This is a genomic window from Pseudoxanthomonas winnipegensis, from assembly GCF_004283755.1.
GTDB lineage: Bacteria > Pseudomonadota > Gammaproteobacteria > Xanthomonadales > Xanthomonadaceae > Pseudoxanthomonas_A > Pseudoxanthomonas_A winnipegensis.
Genome location: NZ_SHMH01000001.1, coordinates 1 through 20,523, shown reverse-complemented (window position 1 = coordinate 20,523; position 20,523 = coordinate 1). Strand labels below are relative to the sequence as shown.

Genomic DNA, 20,523 nt, shown 5'->3' with positions numbered 1-20,523 from the left:
TTTGTCCCTGATCGAACTGATGATTGCGGTGACGATCGGTCTGATCCTTATTGCAGGTGTCATCCAGATCTTCAGCGCCTCACGCGCGGCTTATCAGTTGTCTCAGGGCATCGCCCGCAGTCAGGAAAATGCGCGCTTCTCGATGGACTTCCTCCAACGCGATATACGCATGGCGGGACACGCCGGTTGTGTCAATGATCAGTCCCTGCTCTCCACGGATTCCACCGGCAAGATCACCGGCGGCAATATCCGGCTCCTGTTCGCAAATGCGGCTCAGCGCGAGGCAGGCGACCTGTCGTCGTTGCCGACCCCTTTGCGGTTCGACGTTTCCATTCAAGGTTACGAAGCTAACGGGACGGCGCCTGGCGATACGCGCACGATCGCGACAACGCCCGCCGTTGGGAGTGCGGGGGATTGGAGTCCCGCGCTGCCCGCGGAGTTGATCACTAATTTGGATCCCAAGCCCATCGCTGGTAGCGACATCATCGTGCTGCGTTACATGTCGCCGATACAGGCGACACTCAGTTCCATGGTGGTTTCAACCACTGGCGCATCGACCATTGGATATCCGACCGAAGCTGCCACGACGAGCAGCAAGGTGGCTACAGGCACCGGCAACACCGGTCTGTATGCCATCGGCAACTGTGGCGCAACCTCTGTTTTCCAGGGGTCGGCGGTTAGTAATACCGGTATGTCCGTGGCCATCAGCGGCTTAAACAAGAGTGCGCTTGGCTACACGGTATCGAGCGCTAATGCCAACGTCGCGGAAACCTATTCCTACGCCCCGAATCAGACATGGTTGTACAGGGCGGAGACCATGGCGTACTACGTGGCACTCAATCCAAGCAATCCTCAGGTGCCCGCGCTCTACAGGGTGCGCTGGACGCAATCGGCAAGCGGAGTGCCCGGGCAGATTTCCGAAGAAATGGTTGAGGGCGTGGAGAGTATGCAACTACTCTACGGGGAGGACTCTGCTTCGGCCACCGCAACAACGGCGACCGGGTTCATCAACAAGACCGCAACTGCAGCGACTATCGGCGATCCGTTACCGAATAGCAGCGCTGGTGCGGCCAGCGCCTTACGCTGGCGGCGCGTGGGGAGTGTGCAACTCGGGCTATTGATTCGCGGGACTGGTGATCGAGCCACAGCGGAACAGAACCCCAGCCTGAGGGTTCTCGATGTCGGTATCACAGCCCCTACTGACGGGAACTATCGCTACACGTACGAGACAAGCATTGCGCTGCGCAACCGCTTGTTCGGGAATTGAAGATCATGAAGCGTCCGCCTGCTCGTGCAACGTCCTCCCCGCCTGGTCGACAGTCAGGCGCGGTGCTCTATGTGGCGATGATCATGCTGATCCTGCTGGCCATTCTCGGGATCGTTGGTATGCAGGTGTCGACGATGCAGGAGCGCATGACCAGCAACTTCATGGCCACCAATCTGGCCTTTCAGAATGCTGAGGCTCAGATCAGTGGCCGCGAGGCTGCGATCGTCAGCGGCATCGCTTACGACTACGAAAACTGCGCCTCGGCCTTCGATCCGGCCGCTTGGGCCAACAATATCGCCAGCACTGTCGGTAGCGATATCCGTACTACCAACATCAGCATATGCACGGCGCAATGCAGCGCGAAGGCCGGCGCGGATCGCGAGTTGTGCAACATGTACCGCACCACGGCTTTCAGCCGTGACCAAGCATCCGCTGCCGATTCCACTGCGGCTGCCGCCATCGACACCATCTTTATCAAGCCGTGAGCCGACAAACTATGAACATCCGGCGAGCTCTTTCCGTGGTTGTCCTTGCGCTTGTAGCCGCTGCGGTGGCTCGAGCGGCCATTACTTGGCTCGCGCCTTCGCTTTTGTCGATCGCTCAAGCTCCGCTGTTCACTCGCAGCGCGATTCCCCCGCTGAACATGTTGGTGATGGGCAAGGATCACAAGATCTACTTCTCGGCCTACAACGACACGTCCGATCTGGATGGCGATGGCATCATCGATGTCGGTTACCGCGGTTGGGTGCTTAAGGCCGGAACAATTAACGAAGGCGAATCCAAGTACAAGATCGACTACTACGGCTACTTCAACTCATACGTTTGCTACGACTGGGACGGCTCAAAGTTTGTTCCCAGAACTGCGACTGCCGACAAGACCTGCAATGGAAGCACGTGGAGCGGTGATTTCCTCAACTATCTGACCACCTCGCGGCTGGATGCGCTGCGCAAGGTGCTTTATGGGGGCAATCGCCGTGTCGATGACCCGAACCAGACCGTGCTGGAGGGTTCGTTTTTTCCACAGGACGGACATAGCTGGGGCAAGGAATATCAGAGTCAGGCACGCGATGGCTACGATATCGCCAAATACGCGCCGCTGCGTGCTCCTTCCAGCGGCAGATATCACCTGTTCGCGATCACCACGCTGCAGGATTATGCGAACAGCAATTACGTAGGCCCCTATCTGCGTGTGCTGCAGAATACGCCGACGCGTGTGTTCAACTGGTTGTCGATCGAGGCACCAGTGGCGGGCAACAAGTGCTTTAACGCCAGCAATCAGCGCGTGGACTGCGTCACTAATGGCACCGCCGATCCTTTCCCCGGCCATCCGGCTAATGCCAGCGGCTTCGACCAGCTCGAAGCGAACTACGCGGCATATCAGTTTGGGAATGGCTCCATCTCGACTATCAACTGCACGAGCAACTGCAATCTATACAGCTCCCAGCAGGACAACTTTCTCGCGGTCATGACCGGAACATTCCAGGCCTCTGCTGGCTCTGGCACCGAAGATTACCAGTTCGCCGTGGACGGGGATGACGCGGTCGACGTCCAGATCTTCAATGGTAATACGAGGATAGGCTCGGCAGGGTGGTACGGTGGCCATGGTGCCTGTGGATCTACGGATGCGGCGTGTCAGGGCCGATATGCCACCTCCGTTATGTCACTGAGAAGAGGGGCCAGTTACGGTGTCAAATTCAGAATGGAAGATGCGACCGGAAGCGAGGTCTACATCTTGCGCTATCGTTCTAGGACCTCAAGCAGCACGGCATGGAGCGAGTGGACAATCGTGCCGCCTTCAGACGGAACCTCTCCTGGATGGTCGGGCAGCATCAACCTGAGCACCTACAACCTGACGCCGTCACGCAACCCCGCAACGCGCCAAGATTATCATGTTCGTGTGCAGGTCTGCCCCGCAAACGAGGCGCTTCGCGACACCACTTGCAAGCAGTACCCCAATGGCAGCTACAAGCCCACTGGCATCCTCCATGACTATGGCGAAGGTGATCGGATGTACTTCGGTCTGATCACCGGCTCGCAGCCCAATAATATTGAAGGCGGCGTTCTAAGGCGCAACGTCACCAGTTTTTCCAGCGAAATAGACTCGCAGACAGGCCAGTTCCTGACCAATGTCGACGGCATTGCACGTACGATCAGCAAGTTGCGCATGATCGGCGGAGCCTATGGCAGCGGCGTCACCGACAATACGGATTCGGACGTCTCGTTCAATTGGGGAAATGGGAACGGCAATTGCGGCGGTTCGCCGAATCCGATCAGTAACGGCAATTGTCGGATGTGGGGTAATCCGATTGCCGAAATGCTCTACGAGTCGATGCGCTACTTCGCTGGCGCAGGGGCGCCTACACCGCGTTTTGTGGCCAATACGAGCACAAACGGTGCCGCCGAAGAAAGGGCTATGGGATTGTCTACCGAGACCTGGCGCGATCCGTACGGCGCGAATGGCTTCCCGTTCTGCGCCAAGCCGTTCCAGACCATCATTAGCGATATCAATCCCAGCTACGACGGTGACTTGCCAGGCAGTGCTTTTTCCGGAGCGCTGACCAGCACCGGAACCACGCCTTCCGGCGTTGCTCAGTTCTCGGCTAGTGTAGAAGGCGACAGAATCTGGAGTCAGGAGTACGGTGGTCCTCGAAGCGTATTCATCGGTGACGTCAATGGCACGACCGATGGTGCGCCCACACCGAAGACCGCATCGAGCTTCGGCAATATTCGCGGCTTGTCGCCAGAAGAGCCGACTAAGAACGGAACCTATTACGCCGGCAGTGTGGCACGCTTTGCTCACCTTAATGATCTGAATGGTGCGACCGGCGCCCAGAAGTTGAGCACTTATTCGATCGCGCTAGCTTCGCCATTGCCAAAATTCCAGTTCGGTAACATCACCATCTTGCCGTTTGGCAAGACAGTAAGTGGTACCTTCGGCGGCAACGAGCGCAAGCCAACAAATACTATCGTGGCGTTGTATATCGACCAGCTCGTCAATATGACCAGCGTTGAGGACAGGAATACAAACGGCGGCCGTCCTTACGCGTCTTTCCGTATTAGCTACGAGGACGTTGAACAGGGCAACGACTTCGACATGGACGCCATCGTGCGCTATGTAGTTGCGGAAAATGCAAATGGAACGGTGACCATCTCGCTTACATCCGAGTATGCGGCCGGCAGCGCTAACCAGAACCTTGGCTACGTGATATCCGGCACAACTAAGGATGGGGTGTATCTCGAGGTCCGTGACGCCGATAGTGCGGTGGCGAACTCGGTGTACTCCCTCAACACGCCGACCGGTGTCGATGCTGGCGGATGCGCGGCCTCTGGTGCCCTCAATACGGCCCCCTGTAGCAATGGACTTGGCTTGAGTGCGACCCGCACCTTCACGCCGTCGACGACTTCGCCAGCGATCCGTCTGCAGGATCCGTTGTGGTACGCCGCAAAGTACGGCGGTTTCGATGACTCCAACAACGATGGCGTGCCTCAGAATTCGGAGTGGGACGCAAACGGCGACGGCGTGCCAGATAATTACTTCCTTGTAACCAATCCACTTAACCTGCGTAAGCAGCTCGGCAACGCCTTCGACAAGATCGAGAGCTCCTCTGGTAGCAGCGGTTCAGTCGCGGTGGCAGGAGCGCAGGTAACGGCGGGGTCGTTTGCGGTATTCCCAAGCTACAGTAGTGCGAACAACGGCACCGACTGGACGGGCGATGTGGCGGCTTACCGAATAGAGTCGAATGGTTTGCGAGGTACTCTGCTCTGGAGTGCGGCGGCGCAGCTGCCGACTACGACCGCTGGCGCGGCCGCTCGCAAGATCCTCACATCGACTGGGCCGGTCGGACCTGCAACCGTCCGTGCCACTACGATCAGAGATTTCACGGCGGCTAACCTTGGTTCCAGCCGGGCGCAGGTGCTTGCCCGGCTGGGATACCCCAATGAAAGCGACTTCAATAACGACTTCGGCGCAAACATGTCTGCCGATTCGCTGGTGTCGTTTCTCCGAGGCGATCGGACCCTGCAAGGTGGGATCAAGAACTCAACGCCATATCGCGCGCGCAGCAGTGTGATGGGCGACGTCATTAATTCCAATCCGGTGATCGCGACAAAACTCGCCAACTATGGGTGGTCTGCGTCCAGCGGCCTCGGCACGCTGGCGACGTCGTACACCGCCTACGTCAATAGCAAATCGTCCAGAAGAGAGATTACTTTCGTCGGCGCAAACGACGGGATGCTGCACGCGTTTGGTGACAACGGCGCGGAAATTTCGGCTTACATACCGAACGCCTTACTTGAGCGCGATCGTGCCACAGGTCTGGGCTATCTGGCACGGCCCGATTACACGCACCGCTACTACATGGATGGGAAGCTGACCTTGGCGGACATGCCCATCAGCAACACGTGGCAGACCGTATTGGCGGCGGGTATCGGTGCAGGGCAAAAGGGCGCGTTTGGTCTCAATGTGACCCGACTCACCGCCGCAACTCCTACGCCACTTGGCCCCAGCGATGTGTTATGGGAAGTGAACGATCGTACCGACGGCGGTGACCGCGACATCGGCAACGTGCTCGGCCAACCTGTCGTAGTGCCGTTGCAGAATAAACAGTGGGTCGCATTGTTTGGCAACGGATACAACAGCATCAATGGCGATCCGGTGCTTTATGTTGTAGACATGGCCACAGGCGAAGTGCTCAATCGGATCAAGCCAACTGGCTGGAAAAACCTGCTGACCGACTGGCTGGCACAGTTCAGCGGTAACGTTGCGAGTCCGATGAACGGCTTGGGGAATATCGTGGTTGCCGACAGCAATGGCGATGGCTTGGTCGACATGGCGTACGGCGGTGATCTCCAGGGCAACGTATGGAAGTTCGATCTTAGCGGCGCGACCCAGGGTTCTTGGAGTGTGGGAGCCACGCCTCTTTTTACTGCTAAGGATCCCGATGGCAATCGGCAGCCCATCACGGGTGGACTTGAGCTGTCGGTAGGTCCCAACGGCGGTTACATGGTGTACTTCGGAACGGGGCGTTACTTCGCCAATGGCGATAGCAGTACCAAGGACCTCCAGACGGTCTACGGCATCTGGGATAAGCTTGACGGCACCACAGTAACAGGCCGCAATAGCCTGGCTCAGCAGACGATTCTGTCAGACGATGCTACGACGCCGCCTACCAGATCAGTTTCTACAAATGGTGTCAACTATCTAAACCAGCGCGGGTGGTATATGGATCTTGCGCTTAAGGACAATGGCGGGAACTATATCAAGAGGGGGGAACGCATGATCGGTAATCCCAGGATCCAAAGCGGCAGGATCTATTTCCCTACCTATATTCCGGGGGTGGGAGCCGATTGCGTGCCAGGTGGCGTCAATTGGCTCTATGGCCTCAATCCGTTGTCTGGAGCTGCATCCCTCGGGCAGATCGTTGTGCCGCCAAGCACGACTGCGGTTGGCGACGGTAATACAGGTGGAGTCTCTTCTGGTAGTGGGGCGCCCAGTCAGGGCGTCGGGATCACACAGCCTACCCCGGGACTTCCGGCTTACTGTGATCCGGCTGACAGTACCTGTAATCCTGTTGCGCCTGCCAATGCCTGCAGTGAAGTGGTTCAAGATCCCATAAATCCATCACAGTCACTCTCAATACAACGCACGTGCGGGCGGCAGTCCTGGAGGCAGTTGCGATGATTAAACGGGATTGCGCTGGATTCACCTTGGTCGAATTGATGATCGTCGTCGCGATCGTTGCCATCCTTGCGGCGATCGCCTATCCGAGCTACCAAGAGCAGGTGCGGAAATCGCGCCGCGCTCAGGCCAAGGCAGACCTTGTCGAACTGGTGCAGCTTGCCGAACGGTACCGGACGGTGCATGGCGCCTACACTGGCTTCTCACCTGGGAGCATGACGCCACCCTTCACTCAGAGTCCGCGTACGGGTACGGCTTATTACACCTTGACTACGGCGGTTGGCTCGGCTACTACGTTTACAATCACTGCGGCGCCGAACACCACAGGCGGCCAGAACAAGGATCGTTGCGGCACGCTGACCATCAATCAGGCCAACGTGAAGACAGAGTCAGGTGCGGCAACTTACGCGCAGTGCTGGCAATGAAAACGGCAGGCTTGCGTTACTGCGGCAGCTTCCCCTAGAATTTGCGCCCCCGCCCGAATAGCTCAGCCGGTTAGAGCACTTGACTGTTAATCAGGGGGTCGTTGGTTCGAGTCCAACTTCGGGCGCCAAGATTCAAGCCACGGGCCTGCAGCGATGCAGGCCCGTGGCTTTTTTGCGCTTCCGTCCGCCGGGCCGACCTGCGCAGCCACCGCTCCGAGGCGGGGGCTCGGACTCACGCGTGTCAGTCCGCCCACGATCATTGACGAGCCGCTTTGACGGGGGAGGCGACATGGTGGTGCGCGCCCTGTTCAGCTTTCGCATCCCTTTGACGTCCGCGGCTGTTCCACCCGCGTGCGGCCGCTCTGGTTGACGATCACGGCCGCGTGGGACGTGTCGCCACGGCACAGCCGGATGGTCAGGTTGGTGCCGGCGGCACTGCCGTTGGCCAGGAAGGTGACCTTGGGGCGGCCCCCGGTGGAGAGGATCCGCAGGTCAGGATCGCGCGGGGCCGATTCCACGCGCAGCAGGTCCTCGCTGAGGTCCGGGCGACGGTTGCCGTCGGCGTCGAAAAACATGATCCAGCCTTGTGTCCAGTCGCTGTCGTCCCGACATTCCTTCTTGTCCAGCGACGGGCAGACCACCGTCGGGATGCGGTAGCTGATCGCGGTGCTGCGTGCGGACGCCAGGAAGGAGCTGAGCAGGTTGGTCGTGGCCGCTTCGCGCTGGTGACGCAGCAAGGCGTTGTAGGACGGCACGCCGATGGCCAGGCCGATGCTGGCCACGGCCAAGACCACGAGCGATTCGACCAGGGTGAGGCCACGGGCATGTCGTCGGTCCTTGCGGGACGGGCGGATGTTCATCGGGCATTCCTTGTCCGAGTTGGGAGGGGAGGGTCAGCCTCGCTCCTGCGGCCGGCTGCCAACATCGGCGCTGGGCGCACCGATCGGTAGGAAATGTCTGCATCCGGAGCTCACTAACCCCGGCGCTATACTTTTTTTCGACTTCGAAGGCGTGACCATGAGCGAAGACCGCTTCCAGCTCGTTTCCCCTTATTCGCCTTCCGGCGACCAGCCGCAGGCCATCGACCGGCTGACCGAGAACTTCGAGGCGGGCCTGGCCAAGCAGACGCTGCTGGGCGTGACCGGCTCGGGCAAGACTTACACGATCGCCAACGTGATCGAGCGCATCCAGAAGCCCACACTGGTGATGGCGCCGAACAAGACGCTGGCGGCTCAGCTGTACGGCGAGTTCAAGTCGTTCTTCCCGCACAACGCGGTGGAGTACTTCGTCAGCTACTACGACTACTACCAGCCCGAGGCCTATGTGCCGTCCTCGGACACCTTCATCGAGAAGGACAGCTCGATCAACGAGCACATCGAGCAGATGCGCCTGGCCGCGACCAAGACGCTGCTGTCGCGGCGCGATGCGCTGGTGGTGGCCACGGTCTCGGCGATCTACGGCCTGGGTGCACCCGAGGACTATCTGTCGCTGCGCCTGATCCTCTCGCGCGGCGAGCACATCGACCAGCGCCAGCTGATCCGGCACCTGACCGACCTGCAGTACACGCGCAACGAGTACGAGCTGCAGCGCGGCGCCTTCCGCGTGCGTGGCGAGGTGATCGACGTGCATCCGGCGGAGAACGACGTCGAGGCGCTGCGCATCGAGCTCTTCGACGGCGAGATCGAGGGGCTGACGTTGTTCGACCCGCTCACCGGCGAGACCATCCGCAAGGTGCTGCGTTACACCGTCTACCCGAAGACCCACTACGCCACCACGCGCGAGCGCACGCTCAGCGCGGTCGACACGATCAAGATCGAGCTGAAGGAGCGGCTGGAGCAGCTATACCAGCAGAACAAGCTGGTCGAGGCGCAGCGCCTGGCGCAGCGCACCCAGTTCGACCTGGAGATGATGGCCGAGGTGGGCTTCTGCAGCGGCATCGAGAACTACTCGCGCCATCTCACCGGCAAGGCGCCGGGCGAGCCGCCGCCGACCTTGTTCGACTACCTGCCGGCCGATGCGCTGGTGGTCATCGACGAATCGCACGTGACCATTCCGCAGATCGGTGCGATGTACAAGGGCGACCGTTCGCGCAAGGAGACATTGGTGGAGTTCGGCTTCCGGCTGCCCTCGGCGCTGGACAACCGCCCGCTGCGCTTCGAGGAGTGGGAGGCGCGTTCGCCGCGCAGCATCTATGTCTCGGCAACGCCCGGGCCTTACGAGCTGCGCGAATCCGATGGCGAGATCACCGAGTTGGTGGTACGCCCGACGGGCTTGACCGATCCGGAAGTTGAGATCCGCCCAGTCGGCACGCAGGTCGACGACCTGCTTTCTCAGATCAACGATCGCATCGCGATGGGCGACCGCGTGCTGGTGACGACGCTGACCAAGCGCATGGCCGAGAACCTGACCGAGTACCTGGGCGAGCACGGCATCAAGGTGCGCTACCTGCACTCGGACGTGGACACGGTCGAGCGGGTCGAGATCATCCGCGACCTGCGCCTGGGCAAGTTCGACGTGCTGGTCGGCATCAACCTGCTGCGCGAGGGCCTGGACATGCCCGAGGTGTCGCTGGTGGCGATCCTGGACGCGGACAAGGAGGGCTTCCTGCGCTCCACCGGTTCGCTGATCCAGACCATCGGTCGCGCCGCGCGCAACCTGCGCGGCAAGGCGATCCTATACGCCGACCGGATCACGCCCTCGATGAAGGCCGCCATCGACGAGACCGACCGCCGCCGCGCCAAGCAGGAGGAGTACAACGCCGAGCATGGCATCGTGCCCAAGTCGGTGGCGCGGCCGATCGTGGACATCCTGGAGGGCGCGCGCGAGGCGGCCAACGAGGATGCACCCAAGCGTGGCAAGGGCCGCAAGGTTGCCGAGCCGACCGAGGACTACGGCGCGCTCAGCCCACAGCAGATCGCGGCGCGCCTGAAGACGCTGGAGACACGCATGTACCAGCACGCGCGGGATCTGGAGTTCGAGGACGCCGCCCGCCTGCGCGACGAGATCCAGAAGCTCAAGTCCGTCAGCCTGACCGTGTGAGGCGGGCGGCTGGCCGGGCAGGGAGCGGGGCGGGAGGAAAAGCCGCGCAGGGCTGTTCACGCCGCACGCAGGTGATGTTATGATGCGCGCCCCTCGCACCGAGGGCGCGGCGACACGATGTCGCAACGGGCGGTTAGCTCAGCGGTAGAGCACTACCTTGACATGGTAGGGGTCACAGGTTCGAACCCTGTACCGCCCACCACTGAAATGGCTTAGAAATAGTCGTTTCGTGGGATCAGACGGAAGCCGGCCTAGATGGTCGGCTTTTTCGTAAGTGCAGGGTAAGTGCGCGCGGTCTGTCCATCGACAGCGTGCCGGTGCCGCTGGGCGCCTCACCCAAGCCCGTCCTGCGGATCTGGCAGGTGCTTCTTCCACCAGTCCTTGCGGCCACGGCCCTTTCGCCTGGCCCACTCCTTCGACTCAGCAGACTTCCGCTCCTCCGGCGTGCGTGTGTCTCTGCACGTCAGGTGTCCGAAGGGATCAGGCCCGAGGGGCTGGGTGCTATCTTTTTCGTCGTGGGAGGCCATGACGCCAGCCTACGGATTGTCATCGCACCAGACGAGACGGCCTGCTCGTTACACCGACTTCCTGAGCCCGTACGTCCGCGTCAGGGCTGTTCCCAACGATCCATTGACGGCGCTGTCTGTGACAGCGTTGAGCACCAGCTTGATGAGCATCGACCCGTCTGGCGCTTGGCTGGTGGTTGCCTGGGCTGAGACGGGGGAGGCGTGGTTCTCGATCTGCACCGTTACGCCTCGATCACCACCTGAGACGGGGGCGCCCTGACCGCCCACATAGCCGCCGCTGGCATAGCGCCTCGCGTTGATAGCATCGAAGAACCCGCGGCCGTACTTGCTGACAGCGTCCGCCTTGACCACGTACTCGCCGTTGGAGAGATAAGCGGGGATGCTATCGCTTGTGCTGGTGCCTGGGCCTCTGACGTGGCCACCCTCAGCGAATCCCCAGCTGCTGCCGAACAGAGTTGAGAGTGTGCCCGTGTACTGGCTGCCGCCGCCGTAAAGCGCCTTCAGCAAGTTGGCTGCAGTTGCATCGGCGACCATGCGCTTTAGCGTCTTCGCAAAGTTTTCTGCAAGCCCCTTCACGCCATCCTGGAACGGATCGAACAGGAAGTCGGCAAACGCGTCCTGCATGTTCCGGGCCGCTTGGTCGGCGAAGACCGTCATCGCCTGCGTGGCCTCATGGGTGGTGTCGGCCAGCTTGAATGTGTTTGCCTCCAGCTGCTCGTTCAGTGCTTGCTGCCAGGTCGCGTAGTCCTGCGAGGTGACCTTGCCCGTTTTGTAGGCGGCATCCAGCTCTGCGAGGCTGCGCTTGTACTCCAGCATCGCCGGGGCTAGGCCGCCCTGCAGCTGGGCCTGAAGGTCCTCCAGCCTGTTGGACCAGTCCAGCGAGGAGGCGTCGGCGGACATCATGGCCTTGTCCAGGTCAGTCATCGCCAGGATCTGCTCGCGCAGTGCCGTGGTGTCCTTTTCCTTGGCCGTCTTCTTGGTTCCGCCGGTTGGCTTCCCGTTCCCCTGGCCAAGCTTCCAGGCCTCGTAGCCGTCAGAGGGGTCAATGATCGTCATTGCGTCGCCTATAGCCTTCCGGTTGAGGCTGGCAATCTGACGGATGATCTTCTCGCTTTCGGAGTTGAGCGCCTTCAGCTGGTCGAGCTTGAACTTCTCCTGGCCATCGGTCAGGGGAATACCGAGCAGGTTCGACTTCCAGCTATTGAGGTCGCGCTTCTCGGTGTTGATCTGGGCAAGGCGGGCGTTCAATGCGTCGTAATCCGCGTTCCCCACGCTTCCGCCGTTCGCCAGCTTATACAGCTGGTTGGCTTGATCGATGAAGTTCACCAACGCGACCGTGCCGCTCGCCAGATTGGTCACCACGCCGCCCACCCAGCCGGTCATGGTGCCGAACGCCTTGCCCATCTGCGCGCCGGAGATCGAGTTGGCGAACTCGTTGAGCGTGGGGAGGAGGGCGCTTGCTACCTCGACCTTCATCCCCTGAAAGGCCAGCTTGAGGCGAGCGGTCGTCTCCTGCATCGCCTTGGTGTTCTCGGAGAGCTCGCCGCCCATGATGGCGCCGGCGCGCGCAGCCTCGTCGCCCCACTCCCTGAAGCCCCGGCCGTTGTCCCGCAGCAGGGGCACCAGCATCGACGAATCCGACGCGATGGCCTCCATGTAGAAGGTCATCTCGCTCTGCGACACACCAGCCTTCTGTAGGGCGTTGACGTAGGCCTGTAGGGCATCCGGTCCGGAGAGCTTGCGGAACTGCTCAGCAGTCAGGCCCACCTGGGGGGCGATGTTCTTGAAGAAGTCGGCCATGCCGCCGCCGCCGGTTTGCAGGAAGTCACCCGTCTTGTCCTGCACGTCCTTCAGGATGTCGGCCAGCTTCTCGTTCGAGATGCCGACCGCATTGGCGCCCGCCGCCAGGCGCTGGAAGGTATCGCTGCTGGTGCCGGAGAGCTTTGACAGCCGCTCCATCTCTACATTCAGCTGGACGATCTGATCGGTCCAAGCGATCGCGGCGGTGCCGGCGGCTGCCAAGCCGGTAGCCGCAAGCAGCGCGCCGCCGCGGATCGATTTTCCGATCTGCTCGCCGGCCTTGTAAGCCGCATCGCCCATGTCTTTCAGGCGCTTTTCGGCGACCTTGGAGTCGGTAGTGAAGCTGCCCGTGCGGAGGAGCAGATCTATGGTCACGCTGCCAAGCGACATTTCTGGGCCTCACTTCATCAGGTGGTAGGCAGCGTGACCTTCTGCACCGCCGCGGTATCCAGAACCTCAAGGCCGGCGCGCACCTCTCCCAGGATGGCCACCAGGTTGCGGATGAAGAAGTCCGCGTGGGAGTTGCTGATCTGTACCACCAGCGACCAGCGCTCCAGCACGTTGACGAAGCTGGTATCGATGGTCAGGGCCGTGCCGCCGGGCATGCCAGCCGGGGTCACAACGCGCGTGTTCCAGAGCGAGGGCGGCAGCGGGGAGGTCGGGGAGCCGAACACGTACTCCTCGTCCGTTGCGTTCTTGCGCGTGATCTGCAGCTTGAACCAGTCGAAGGGCGACATGATCACCAGGCTGGGGCTATAGCCGTTGTTCGCCTGGACCATCAGCGACTCGCCGATGATGTCGGCAGTGGTCGTGCCATAGGCTGGCGATAGCGCAGGACGTGCTGCCGACACCCATCCAGCTCGATGGCAAGGCGTTCCGCTCGCTCTGCCGTAGGCGCGCGATGCAGCTCTTGGAACTGAGCCGCGGTGCGTTCGCCCAGGTCGGGCAGGGCGCGGTGCAGGGACCACGACGGTTCGCCCAGCACCAGGCGCATTGGTTGATCGCTCATCCGACCCTCCGAACCTTGGCCGCCGACTCGACCATGCCAAGCACGTGGCAGGTGTCAGCCGTCACTGTGATTGCCACGGTCGGATGGGATCCGCAGACCATGCGCAGGCTGCCGTCATCGCGCAGGTAACGGATCTTCTGTTGGCCGGCGTGCTCGACCACATAGAGGCCATCCGCGACAAAGCGGCGAATGGCCAGGTTCACCAAGAGCACATCGCCGGGGACATAGGCGGGGGCGTTGCAGTGATCGCGCACCAGCACGTGGGCGTAGTCGCCTGCCGGCAGCGGGAACAACACGGATGGATGCGTTTCGAGCATCCCGTGGGTCTGGATGTTCATTGCTTGTCGTTCCTCTTGGCAAGGAGTTCCGTCGCGCGGTTCACGCGGTCGAGGACCGCGCCGATGGTGCGGGCTTCGAGGGTGTCGGCCTCGGAGCCGGGCGGCTGCACGACCTGCAGCAGGGCCTTCGCTTCTGCCAGCAACTGCTCGATGCCCGGATCCAGGACATCCGGGAACGGCGCTTCGCGCAGGATGTCGGCGATTTCTTCGCGCAGTAACTCGTTCATGCCCGCGCCTCCATCAGCTGGTCAGCAACAGCGTCTTGCCACTCGGGTCCAAATCTGCCCGCCCTGGACAGGATCCACTGATAGCGATCGAGCCCAGCATCGTCAGCGTCCTCGTGCTCTGCCATGCACTCGAAGCACAGCCAGAACGGCAGCTCTGCGAAGGGGAAGACAACAGTGGTCCTGCGAAGCTGGAGGTAGCTGGCGGACTTTCCACAGCAATCGCAGGCCAGTGGGCTGAGCCGGGTAGGGCGCTCAGACTTTTCTGACACGTCCTCAGGGTGTTGTCCGATTGCTTCGGGGTCTGGATGGTGTAAATTGGTGTTCATGGTCTTTCCTGTCGAAGGGTTAGGTCATGGATTCGACGGCTCGTTCCAGTTCGTACCTGGAGCGGGCCGTTTTTCTTTGGTGCGTCTGACACGGCGAATCCTCCCGGTCAGGCTGCTGCGGTCCGCTGGGCTGAGGCCTTCTCCATCTCCCGCTGGCAGTCAACCAGCGCCGAATGGCTGCACAGGCGGCGCTTGCCGGCCTTGTAGGTGCGCAGTGAGCCTGAGTTGATGAGCTGATAGCCGCGCGTCCGGGACACGCCGATCAGGGCGAACGCCTCCTCAATGGGGTAGGCGAGTTTGTTGCTAGGGTTGGTCATCGGCTGAGCCTCTGTATGGACCAAATTGGTCCGGTAGACTCAGTGGACCACAATGGTCCGTTGCGGTCAAGGACCATTGTGGTCCATCATCCGCGGCCATGACGACACCCGAAATCCAGTTCAAGCTTCGCCTGCCTGCAGATCTCAAGGACCGACTTGACTCAGCCGCTTCCGCAGCGGGTCGATCGATCACAGCCGAGGTGGTTCGCCGGTTAGAGCGCTCTTTTCACACAGACAAAGCTGCGGCATTTGAGCTGCTGAGAAAGGCAATCGACCGGCGCGCCGAAACAGAAAAAGTGATCGCGCGCTACGAGGCAGATATCGAAAAGGTGAAGCAGGGCGACGAAACGCCTTTCAAGTATCTGTTTATGACAGACAATGCGGCTCCAGATCAGGATCTGCTTACTTCGGTTATGCAGATAAAAGAGTTGTTCGAAAAGGACCTCAAGCGATTGAACGAAACCGTTCCGGTCTTGCTCGCTGCAGCAACCAAGGGCGGTCACATCCCTACTGAGATTTACGAGCTCTTGGACAGTAGAGATTAGAGCTTCGCCACCGCCTCAGCCAGCTTGTCCGGCGCTAGGTGGGCGTAGCGCAATGTCATCCTGATATCGCTGTGCCCCAGCAGTTCGCGCACGGTGTTGAGGTCCACGCCGGCCATGACCAAGCGAGAGGCGAACGAGTGGCGCAGGTCGTGGAACCGGAAGTCCGCCAGGTCCGCCGATCCGCACAGTTCCTCCCAGCTGCTGTTGATGTTGTCCATGCGGCCGCCGGTCTTGGGCGAGGGGAATACCAGGCCGGTGCCGGTGCCCTGGCGCTTCCAGCACGTGAGCACATCCAGTGCTTCGGTGTTCAACGGCAGGTGGCGCGCCTTGCGCGACTTCGCGTTGCCGGCGGTGATTGTCACCAGCTTGGCCGGCAGGTTGACGTTCTTCCAATCCAAGCCAAGGAGCTCCCCACGCCTCATGCCGGTGTTGAGCGCCAACAGCGTCATCGGCAGCAGGTGATCGGTGTAGCCGTCCTGGGGCCACTGCCTGTGCCCTTCAGTGCCGCGGGCAGCGTGCCACGCGTTGTGGCGCTCCCTGCTGGCCCTGCGCGCGCCCTCGCGCTCTGACAGCGCTTTCCTGAGGCGCTTCTCCTCGTCGGCCGTCAGGTAGCGCACGCGGCTGTCGTCGGCGCCCTTGGCCTGTTTGACGGTCCGCATGGGGTGATCGGCCACCATGCCCCAGTCCACGGCGCGAGACAGGGCGCCACGGATGCGGGACAGGTCGCGGTTCACTGTGGCCGGCTTCATGCCTGCCTTCAGCCTTGCTGACTTCACCCGCTCGATATCGAAGGCGGACACCTTGGTAAGCTCCCTGTCGAGCAGGTCTGCGAACACCGCGCCGATCGCGTCCACCGTCGCCTGGCCAGCCTTCTGGTTCGCCTTGGCCCAAGGCGCGTAGTGGTCTCGGATGAAGTCGCCCAGGGTCAGCGGCTTGGGCTTAGATGCCTCCACCACTGCCAGCGGTGCACCGTGCTGCGCCGACTCCGACAGTGCGGCCAGCGCTGCATTGCGCGCGCCCGTCACGGTCATCACCGGATGCCGGCCAAGGGTGCGGCGCTTCCCGCGCCCCCACGTCACGATATAAGACTTCACGCCGGACGGCTGCACACGCAGCAGCAGCCCGCGCAGATCCGTGTCGTGGATCTCGTAGGGCTTGGCTGCAGGCTTGGCCGCGTCAACGGTGCGAGGGGTCAACTTGGCTTTCACGGTATCCGTAAGTGCATCTGTAAGTGCAAACTGCACAATATCGACAGATGCAACGGGATGCAATGAACCGATAAAACAAGGGATATCAGCCCAAGTAGATGATTTGAAAAGGGCCGAGATTCCGTTGACATGGTAGGGGTCACAGGTTCGAACCCTGTACCGCCCACCAGCTCCTGCCAGGGGCAGGCTGGTGAAGATGAAACGGACCGGGCAGCGCCCGGTTTTTTCATGTCTGGCGCCAGGTTGCCAGATGACGGTGTGCCGATCCTGGGGCGCCCGCCTGGGCGAGGCGCAGCCTGCCGCGACCTAAGGCCCTGGGGGGCGAAGGTGGCCTCGTCACGCCGGGATCGCTTAGGATCGCGCTCTCGGACCTTCGAGGAGCGCCAGGGATGGAATACCGCCACACCCTCCTGCAGAAGCACGGCTATCAGGTCGTCGCCCTCACGCGCGATGCGGACCCGGCCTATGCGCCGGACGAGGTGATCGGTTACGCGGTGGTCACCGACTCGGGCGCCAAGCTGCGCGAGGAGACCTCGCTGGAGCAGGCGCGCCTGTACATGGAACAGCTTATCGAGGACGAGCAGCCGATCCGCGCCGACGATGCGCGTCCGCGCCGGCGCAAGTCGGTGCGGCCCAAGACGGCCCGGTTGATCCGTTGATGATTCGCGCCGCGCGCGGGCGCGGCTTCAAGGAGGAGTGCGCTTGAGCAAGGGGAAACTTGGGTTGGCCGTCGTGTTGACGGTGCTGGCCGCGGCGGCGGGGCTGTACCTGTCCGGCTATGTGACGATGGCGCTGCTCAAGGTGCATGCGCCGCTGCACTGGAACACGTATGTCGAGTACATCCAGGCGCTCGGTGACGCGCGCTATCGGCCTTACGCCGGCAAGATCAAGGCGGCCGGCTGGATCGGCTTCGGCGCGGTGCTGATCGTCTATGTCCTGATCCTGGCGCTGCTGTTCAAGGGAAAGCGGCAGTCGCTGCATGGCGATGCGCGCTTCGCCAATGCCGGCGACCTGAACAAGCACAAGATGCTGCAGCCTTCGAACACCGGCATCATCGTCGGCAAGTTCGGCGGCAAGCTGGTGCGCCTGCCGGGGCAGCAGTTCGTGATCCTGGCCGCGCCCACGCGTTCGGGCAAGGGCGTGGGCATCGTGATTCCCAACCTGCTCGATTACGCCGAGTCGGTGGTAGTGCTGGACATCAAGCAGGAGAACTTCGAGCTGACCAGCGGCTGGCGCAGATCGCAGGGACACGAGGTCTATCTGTTCAATCCCTTCGCCGAAGACCGCCGCACCCATCGCTGGAATCCGCTGACCTACGTCTCGCGCGATCCGGCCTTCCGCGTGTCCGATCTGATGAGCATCGCGGCCATGCTGTATCCCGATGGCGCGGACGAGCAGAAGTTCTGGGTCAGCCAGGCCCGCAACGCCTTCATGGCCTTCGCGCTGTTCCTGTTCGAGAATCACGACGACGAAATCGCCACGGGCTTCCCGTTCTCTTCCGGCCCGCCGACGCTGGGGCGTATCTATCGCCTGTCCTCGGGCGATGGCACGGATCTGAAGGCCTATCTGCGCGGCCTGGCCTCGCGCAAGTTCCTCAGCGACAACGCGCGCTCGGCTTTCTCCAACCTGCTGTCGCAGGCGGATGAGACCTTCGCCTCGATCATGGGCACGCTGAAGGAACCGTTGAATGCCTGGATCAATCCGGTGCTGGACGCGGCCACGTCCGGCGACGACTTCCTGCTCACCGACCTGCGCAAGAAGAAGACGAGCATCTACGTCGGCATCCAGCCCAACAAGCTGGCCGAAAGTCGACTGATCGTGAATCTGTTCTTCAGCCAGATCATCAATCTCAACACCCGCGAGTTGCCGCAGAGCAACCCCGAGCTCAAGTACCAGTGCCTGCTGCTGATGGACGAGTTCACGGCGATCGGCAAGGTCGACATCATCGCCTCGGCCGTGTCGTACATGGCCGGCTACAACATTCGCCTGTTGCCGATCATCCAGTCGATGGCGCAGCTGGATGCGACCTATGGCAAGGACGTCTCGCGCACCATCATCACCAACCATGCGTTGCAGATCATCTACGCGCCGCGCGAGCAGCAGGACGCCAACGATTACTCGGAGATGCTGGGCTACACCACCTTCAAGCGGCGCAACATCACCCGCGGGCGCGAAGTGACGCGCAGCATTTCGGAGGAGCGGCGCGCGCTGATGCTGCCGCAGGAACTCAAGGCGATGGGATTCGATCAGGAGGTCTTCCTGTACGAAGGCATCGCGCATCCGGTCAAGTGCGAGAAGATCAAGTACTACAAGGAGCGCTACTTCACCGCGCGCGTGATGGACAAGGTGGATGTGGAGCGCATCACAGTTTGATGCGCGCATCGCGTTCCGTTATGGCTTGTGAAGGACAGATGAAGCTGTGCTGAATCCTTGACGCACCCGTCAGATGCACGTTAGCTTTACTGCACGGGGCACCTGGAGCGGAGTCCTTCCGGGTGGTGGTGGCTGCGGTGTTGCTTGCTGCGGCGGTTGTCGAACAAGGGGGCGGACAAGGGATGTCAGGAGATTCTTCGGCGCTAAGAGCGCATCGCGCAGGTTGTGCGCACAGTCGCATCGACAGGCCAGTCGAACAATGGCGTCTCGCTGATCGTATCGATCAGGCGCGTCGCCTTGTCATCTTCAGATACTAGAAACGATCGATCGTCATTTCCAGAGTGCGGATGGCGCGTCGTTTCTTGTGCGCCTCGTCCGGATTGCCCTTTACAGGAGTTGCCGTGTTGCAGCGGAACATCGTCAAACTTTCTTCGATGCTGGTCGTGTCGAGCGCGCTGCTCGTCGGATGCGGCACAACGCCGGCGCCCGACTTCGGTGGCAAGTGGCGTCCGATCAACAACTACTCCGAGACGCCGATCGAGATCCCGCTGTCGAGCACCTACATCTTCCAGGCCTCGCCGATGGACGGCACCTTGAAGACCATGCTCACCCGTTGGGCCAAGGACAGCGGCATGCAGCTGGACTATCGCTTCGGCTCGGATTTCACCCTGTATGGCCCGGTCTCGCAGATCGACACCACCGATATCCGCGACGCGGCCGCGCAGCTGACCAGTGCATACGGTCCACGCGGGATCGCGGTGTCGGTCGTGGGCAACAGGATCACGGTGACGTCGGCTTCCGCCGCGCCCGCCGCGATGACCGCACCGGCGGCCGCGCCGCCTTCCAAGCCATGACGTTTCCAGCGTCGGTGTCCCATTCGGCGCCGGCATCCTCTATCCCCGACAGGCGCAGCGTCCCTGCATGATTTCCCGAAAGAAAGAAGAAACGCCCAAGGTCAAGGCGGCCATCCAGAAGGCGGTGAACTACGAGCTCACCATCGCCGACATGGCCAAGCGCAGCGAAAAGCGCGCCTGGCAGGTCGCCACGGGTGCCATCGTCCTGTCGCTGGTGCTGGCCGGCGGCTATTTCATGCTGCTGCCGCTGAAGGAGCGCACGCCGTTCATCGTGATGGCCGATCCCTACACCGGCAATGTGCAGGCCAGCCGCCTGGTGCCGGATGTGATGGACAAGACCATCACCTCCAACGAGGCGATCAACCGCGCCAATGTCGAACGCTATGTGCTCGCCCGTGAGTCCTACGATGCAGACCAGACTTTCACACCGCTGGGCGGCTGGCGGCAGGTGAACGTGATGTCCTTGGACCGGCCAGCCTTTCGTAGACATCCGGTTGCCATAATTGATGGCAATGACCGAGGTGTTTATGGGCAACAGCAAGCAGTACACGGATGAGTTCCAGGCCGAAGCGGTGAAGCAGGTGATCGAGC

General features: G+C 61.5%; 17 protein-coding genes and 2 tRNA genes. 12 read left to right on the top strand and 7 right to left on the bottom strand.

Features of this window, described 5'->3' with window-relative positions:
* Nucleotide 1 precedes the first annotated feature (1 nt).
* From EAT51_RS00095 to EAT51_RS00075, 5 genes are all read left to right on the top strand, one after another.
* Complete coding sequence (locus EAT51_RS00095; RefSeq protein ID WP_425515241.1) at nucleotides 2-1,267, top strand: PilW family protein; 1,266 nt, start codon at nucleotides 2-4, stop codon at nucleotides 1,265-1,267.
* 83 nt (nucleotides 1,268-1,350) lie between these two features.
* A complete protein-coding gene (locus EAT51_RS00090; protein ID WP_235871519.1) occupies nucleotides 1,351-1,752 on the top strand; it encodes a pilus assembly PilX family protein in 402 nt (133 codons plus the stop codon).
* Nucleotides 1,749-6,947: a pilus assembly protein gene (locus EAT51_RS00085; protein ID WP_130519916.1), complete on the top strand. Its 5,199-nt coding sequence runs from the start codon at nucleotides 1,749-1,751 to the stop codon at nucleotides 6,945-6,947. Before EAT51_RS00090 ends, EAT51_RS00085 begins: the two co-directional genes overlap by 4 nt.
* The gene (locus tag EAT51_RS00080; protein WP_130519917.1) at nucleotides 6,944-7,369 is read left to right on the top strand and encodes a type IV pilin protein; all 426 of its coding nucleotides are present in this window, start codon (nucleotides 6,944-6,946) and stop codon (nucleotides 7,367-7,369) included. The genes EAT51_RS00085 and EAT51_RS00080 overlap by 4 nt, the downstream gene beginning before the upstream one ends.
* Nucleotides 7,370-7,420: 51 nt before the next feature.
* A tRNA-Asn gene (locus EAT51_RS00075) sits at nucleotides 7,421-7,497 on the top strand.
* 180 nt (nucleotides 7,498-7,677) lie between these two features.
* Here EAT51_RS00075 and EAT51_RS00070 read toward each other — a convergent pair.
* Nucleotides 7,678-8,229, bottom strand: a complete 552-nt coding sequence (locus EAT51_RS00070) for a GspH/FimT family pseudopilin (RefSeq protein ID WP_130519919.1) — start codon at nucleotides 8,227-8,229, stop codon at nucleotides 7,678-7,680.
* A 157-nt stretch (nucleotides 8,230-8,386) separates the two neighbouring features.
* Between EAT51_RS00070 and uvrB the strand changes: the two genes are divergently transcribed.
* Nucleotides 8,387-10,408, top strand: a complete 2,022-nt coding sequence (gene uvrB, locus EAT51_RS00065) for an excinuclease ABC subunit UvrB (protein WP_130519921.1) — start codon at nucleotides 8,387-8,389, stop codon at nucleotides 10,406-10,408.
* A 127-nt stretch (nucleotides 10,409-10,535) separates the two neighbouring features.
* Nucleotides 10,536-10,610: transfer RNA gene (locus EAT51_RS00060), tRNA-Val, on the top strand.
* 373 nt (nucleotides 10,611-10,983) lie between these two features.
* Here the strand turns inward: EAT51_RS00060 and EAT51_RS00055 are convergent.
* From EAT51_RS00055 to EAT51_RS00035, 5 genes are all read right to left on the bottom strand, one after another.
* Nucleotides 10,984-13,125 (bottom strand): phage tail tape measure protein, encoded by a 2,142-nt coding sequence (locus EAT51_RS00055; protein WP_130561129.1) that lies wholly within the window; start codon nucleotides 13,123-13,125, stop codon nucleotides 10,984-10,986.
* 17 nt (nucleotides 13,126-13,142) lie between these two features.
* Nucleotides 13,143-13,586: a phage major capsid protein gene (locus tag EAT51_RS00050; RefSeq protein ID WP_165422669.1), complete on the bottom strand. Its 444-nt coding sequence runs from the start codon at nucleotides 13,584-13,586 to the stop codon at nucleotides 13,143-13,145.
* Between the two features lie 154 nt (nucleotides 13,587-13,740).
* Entirely contained in the window at nucleotides 13,741-14,082 is a 342-nt protein-coding gene (locus EAT51_RS00045) for a hypothetical protein (protein WP_130561127.1), read from the bottom strand.
* Complete coding sequence (locus EAT51_RS00040) at nucleotides 14,079-14,309, bottom strand: hypothetical protein (RefSeq protein ID WP_130561126.1); 231 nt, start codon at nucleotides 14,307-14,309, stop codon at nucleotides 14,079-14,081. Before EAT51_RS00040 ends, EAT51_RS00045 begins: the two co-directional genes overlap by 4 nt.
* Before the next feature lie 433 nt (nucleotides 14,310-14,742).
* Nucleotides 14,743-14,952 carry a MerR family transcriptional regulator gene (locus tag EAT51_RS00035; RefSeq protein ID WP_130561125.1) on the bottom strand — a complete coding sequence of 70 codons (210 nt, stop codon included), beginning with the start codon at nucleotides 14,950-14,952 and terminating at the stop codon, nucleotides 14,743-14,745.
* A gap of 98 nt (nucleotides 14,953-15,050) precedes the next feature.
* Between EAT51_RS00035 and EAT51_RS00030 the strand changes: the two genes are divergently transcribed.
* Nucleotides 15,051-15,497, top strand: coding sequence for an Arc family DNA-binding protein (locus EAT51_RS00030; RefSeq protein WP_130561124.1), 447 nt, complete (start codon nucleotides 15,051-15,053; stop codon nucleotides 15,495-15,497).
* Here EAT51_RS00030 and EAT51_RS00025 read toward each other — a convergent pair.
* A complete protein-coding gene (locus tag EAT51_RS00025) occupies nucleotides 15,494-16,705 on the bottom strand; it encodes a site-specific integrase (RefSeq protein WP_130561123.1) in 1,212 nt (403 codons plus the stop codon). The genes EAT51_RS00030 and EAT51_RS00025 overlap by 4 nt on opposite strands.
* 389 nt (nucleotides 16,706-17,094) lie before the next feature.
* Here EAT51_RS00025 and EAT51_RS00020 point away from each other — a divergent pair, with 389 nt between their 5' ends.
* From EAT51_RS00020 to EAT51_RS00005, 4 genes are all read left to right on the top strand, one after another.
* Nucleotides 17,095-17,364, top strand: coding sequence for a hypothetical protein (locus tag EAT51_RS00020; protein ID WP_228257772.1), 270 nt, complete (start codon nucleotides 17,095-17,097; stop codon nucleotides 17,362-17,364).
* A gap of 64 nt (nucleotides 17,365-17,428) precedes the next feature.
* On the top strand, nucleotides 17,429-19,078 hold the full coding sequence (locus EAT51_RS00015) for a type IV secretory system conjugative DNA transfer family protein (RefSeq protein ID WP_425478181.1): 1,650 nt from the start codon (nucleotides 17,429-17,431) through the stop codon (nucleotides 19,076-19,078).
* A 434-nt stretch (nucleotides 19,079-19,512) separates the two neighbouring features.
* Complete coding sequence (locus tag EAT51_RS00010) at nucleotides 19,513-19,932, top strand: hypothetical protein (protein WP_130520198.1); 420 nt, start codon at nucleotides 19,513-19,515, stop codon at nucleotides 19,930-19,932.
* Nucleotides 19,933-19,999: 67 nt separating this feature from the next.
* A complete protein-coding gene (locus EAT51_RS00005; RefSeq protein ID WP_228257771.1) occupies nucleotides 20,000-20,488 on the top strand; it encodes a VirB8/TrbF family protein in 489 nt (162 codons plus the stop codon).
* Nucleotides 20,489-20,523 lie beyond the last annotated feature (35 nt).

Coding starts and splice junctions, on each gene's coding strand:
- EAT51_RS00030 (WP_130561124.1), top strand. CDS start 15,051: ATGACGACACCCGAAATCCAGTTCAAGCTTCGCCTGCCTGCAGATCTC.
- EAT51_RS00090 (WP_235871519.1), top strand. CDS start 1,351: ATGCTGATCCTGCTGGCCATTCTCGGGATCGTTGGTATGCAGGTGTCG.
- EAT51_RS00080 (WP_130519917.1), top strand. CDS start 6,944: ATGATTAAACGGGATTGCGCTGGATTCACCTTGGTCGAATTGATGATC.
- EAT51_RS00055 (WP_130561129.1), bottom strand. CDS start 13,125: ATGTCGCTTGGCAGCGTGACCATAGATCTGCTCCTCCGCACGGGCAGC.
- EAT51_RS00005 (WP_228257771.1), top strand. CDS start 20,000: ATGATTTCCCGAAAGAAAGAAGAAACGCCCAAGGTCAAGGCGGCCATC.
- EAT51_RS00010 (WP_130520198.1), top strand. CDS start 19,513: ATGCTGGTCGTGTCGAGCGCGCTGCTCGTCGGATGCGGCACAACGCCG.
- EAT51_RS00020 (WP_228257772.1), top strand. CDS start 17,095: ATGGAATACCGCCACACCCTCCTGCAGAAGCACGGCTATCAGGTCGTC.
- EAT51_RS00040 (WP_130561126.1), bottom strand. CDS start 14,309: ATGAACGAGTTACTGCGCGAAGAAATCGCCGACATCCTGCGCGAAGCG.
- EAT51_RS00070 (WP_130519919.1), bottom strand. CDS start 8,229: ATGAACATCCGCCCGTCCCGCAAGGACCGACGACATGCCCGTGGCCTC.
- EAT51_RS00045 (WP_130561127.1), bottom strand. CDS start 14,082: ATGAACATCCAGACCCACGGGATGCTCGAAACGCATCCATCCGTGTTG.
- EAT51_RS00035 (WP_130561125.1), bottom strand. CDS start 14,952: ATGACCAACCCTAGCAACAAACTCGCCTACCCCATTGAGGAGGCGTTC.
- uvrB (WP_130519921.1), top strand. CDS start 8,387: ATGAGCGAAGACCGCTTCCAGCTCGTTTCCCCTTATTCGCCTTCCGGC.